The 2,823-nt window shown below is 47.0% G+C and carries 4 protein-coding genes; 1 reads left to right on the top strand and 3 read right to left on the bottom strand.

Features of this window, described 5'->3' with window-relative positions; all coding sequences use genetic code 11:
• Nucleotides 1-164: 164 nt before the first annotated feature.
• The 3 genes from JGK22_RS32865 to JGK22_RS32855 all read right to left on the bottom strand — a co-directional run bounded on the left by JGK22_RS32865 (nucleotide 165) and on the right by JGK22_RS32855 (nucleotide 1,849).
• Nucleotides 165-650 (bottom strand): regulatory protein RecX, encoded by a 486-nt coding sequence (locus tag JGK22_RS32865; RefSeq protein ID WP_293187176.1) that lies wholly within the window; start codon nucleotides 648-650, stop codon nucleotides 165-167.
• Between the two features lie 90 nt (nucleotides 651-740).
• The gene (locus tag JGK22_RS32860; protein WP_293187175.1) at nucleotides 741-1,148 is read right to left on the bottom strand and encodes an AbrB family transcriptional regulator; all 408 of its coding nucleotides are present in this window, start codon (nucleotides 1,146-1,148) and stop codon (nucleotides 741-743) included.
• A gap of 299 nt (nucleotides 1,149-1,447) precedes the next feature.
• Entirely contained in the window at nucleotides 1,448-1,849 is a 402-nt protein-coding gene (locus JGK22_RS32855; RefSeq protein WP_293187174.1) for a hypothetical protein, read from the bottom strand.
• Nucleotides 1,850-2,250: 401 nt separating this feature from the next.
• On the opposite strand from JGK22_RS32855, the gene JGK22_RS32850 reads away from it, so the two are divergent.
• Complete coding sequence (locus JGK22_RS32850) at nucleotides 2,251-2,745, top strand: hypothetical protein (protein ID WP_293187173.1); 495 nt, start codon at nucleotides 2,251-2,253, stop codon at nucleotides 2,743-2,745.
• The last annotated feature ends 78 nt before the right edge of the window (nucleotides 2,746-2,823 follow it).

Raw genomic sequence — 2,823 nt, 5'->3', positions numbered from 1 at the left:
AATTTAACGAGTTGTGGACTTCCTTCTCGACCTTAACAGGCTGGCTAGTACAGACAGAACTGCGGTTTACAAACCGGATAATTGAGCCTTGGTTTTCGGCATTGCAGATATTATCTCAATTCTAGACTTATCTTGTCCAGCGAGCTTTGACTAAGTTTAGATAACTATTTCGCCCTGTAAGTTAACCCTTCATCTTCTTCTGTTTGCCACTGCCGCAAAAGTTCAAAAGCATTAAAGCCCCTGTATTGCAGGTAGTTCAAGACTTTGCCCTTGGTTTTCGGATCTACTTTACTCCAAGCATCGATCTTGTATTTCCGCATGACTTTGGCTTTTAATTCGGCGAGTTTTGCGGCTTCCGAGTCCAGATTTTCGGCAATTTCTTCCTCCCAGACTTGCTCGAACAAATCGCTAGTAATTCCTTTTTGCAGGCACTTGCGCTTGATGGCCGATTTCCCGTATTTGCCCGTAGCAGAGGCGATCGAGTTTGCCACCAAGCGAGTGTCAGACTGATAGCCCCGGTCTTGAATTTGCGCGATCGCCTCCAATATTTCCTCATTGCCAAAACCTTTCTCTTGCCCCTTTTTGCGAAGTTCAGAGGCACTGTAGTCTTTGCGGGACAAGAGAAAATAGAAATAGTCAAGACAGCTCATCAGTTAAATCGAAGGTTGGCGCGCAAATACTTCTGTAGCGAATATCAAATCCAGTCGCCTTGCTATCGGCAGACTGCATCGCGATCGCCTCTATTCTTCTGTATCCTCCTCTTCTTCCACTTCCACTTCCGGTCTGTCCACATCGATCTGAATCAAGCGAATGTGCTTGTATCCGAGTTTAATTTCAAACTCGTCACCTGGCTTTAATCCCATTTCTTGGGTATAATTTGCCCCGATCACGATCGAGCCATTCTTGTGAACGCTAGCGCGATAACTCGCTTCTCGTCCGCGTCCGTCTGCTTTCGACTTCTCTAGCTCAATTCCCTTAGCAGCTAACACTGCATCGTAAAACTCAGCCAAGTTAATCCGGGTTTCTCCACTTTTGCTGACGGTGAAGTAGCCGCAAAGCTTTGCAAGTTCTCTGCGCGGCAAATCGCTGCCTTTGATTTTTTGAAGCAGACCTTTTCCTGTTAAGGGTGCTGTAGCTGTTTCTGCCATTGACCGTACCTCGCTTATTGGACTTTACTTATATCAATTACAACACATTAGATTAACTTTGTTTCACTGTCAATACTAAGAATTCGGAATATAAGATTCTGGGTAAATTTTTGCGGTCTCAAAACCGGGGGTGTAAGTAAGGATACTCGAAGGCAGATCTATTTGCCTTCGAGCAGGTGATGCTTGCCTAAGCGTCAAGGGCGCGATCGCGGGAGGAATTATTGTCGCAAATTAAATGCTTTACTTTTTTACAGTAAAGTCTGTTCCCAACTTTCACCAATCCCCGATCCAGTCTGCGGTCAAGGTAAAAACCAAAGCACCGATGAATGAAAATACCTAGGGCGCGACACAGGCAAATCTGCCGCCAGCCTTGTTACCGGCGCGGGGTTAAATTTTACCTCAACAAGGCGAGGCAGCACTTGTTCTCGATGCCGCTGCCACCTACTTGTAAACCCTGTTTTTCGGGCAGCGAATCCCCTCAAAACCCCAAATACCGAAGAGCAATCTTCTACTAAGGTGTTCGGCATATATAGCCCATCCACCCTGACGGTTAGGACGCTCTTAATGGCCCTTTCCCCATGGAGTCGATTGCTTCTGACTTCTGAGTTCAGACTTCTTTTTACCCCCCGAGCGCAGCCTTTATCGCCTTCTTCCTTCTCCGTTCTTCCTTCTTCCTTCTTCCTTCTTCCTTCATTCAACATCTGCTATAATTTGCACACAACGCAGTCCGGGGAAGGCAATCCGGTAAAAAAATCAAGGAAATTTCACCTGTTCGTTGAAAGGGTTTTCGCTAAAAACCGATTGAATGGGCGTGGCGGCAGAAACATCGTGCAGCCACCACCGGAGGAATTAGCTGCTGCACCAAAAACATTAGATCTCTTACAAAAATACAAAGCACCACACCCCAGCCCTCCCCGCGAGTTCGGGGAGGGGGTAAGATTATTCTTGTTTCCCCCCGAAGTTCGAGGGGACTTGCGGGGGGTAAATTTGACTTTTGCAAGAGTTCTATTGTCTGTGATGTTCGAGGGGGAGAAGCGGATGGGGGGGACAAGAACAAGGAATAGGGAATTAAAATATACAATTTATAATGTTGTAGAGGGATTTGTTTCATCGCGCGATCGGGCTGCGCCACTCTTCAACCTTCGCTACTTTCTCAGTGGACTCCGAGGGGGCGATCGGGAAAATCGCCCTCGGAGGGCCACAAGCCAGAGAATTTGACGTTATTTTGACAGGGCAATTGAAAAAGACCGACTTAAATGCAGTACAGCTTAAATATTGGTTTCAACACAAATTAGCACTTACCGCTCATCAACCCGGTTTCTACCCAAAATCAGAAGCTGGGAAATTTGCGTATCTAGGAAGAAACCGAGTTTTTCGTCAAGAGAGTAGGCGCCCAACTGTCGATCGAGCATTCGTCCCAGATGCGATCGAGCAGCAGCCGATCGCGAATTGCCAAGGACAACCGCAGTTAATTTCGCTCCCAAGCAAGCGAGCCCAAACTCAGCTCCGGGCGATCGGTTGTTGCTTCTGGGTTAGGAACTGTAACTTAATTTATGGACAAAGCTACCCATCCTTAACTATTTGGGTAGCTTTTTGAGCAAATTGTGGCGGCGCGAGACTATTTGCCCGTAGTTCAATTTGTTTTTGCCCCCGTGCCATTGGATTACAGATGCGG

Source organism: Microcoleus sp. PH2017_08_TRC_O_A (genome assembly GCF_020738665.1).
Taxonomy (GTDB): Bacteria; Cyanobacteriota; Cyanobacteriia; order Cyanobacteriales; family Microcoleaceae; genus Microcoleus.
Note: the sequence above shows the minus strand (reverse complement) of the source record. Positions and strands in the feature narration are given on the sequence as shown.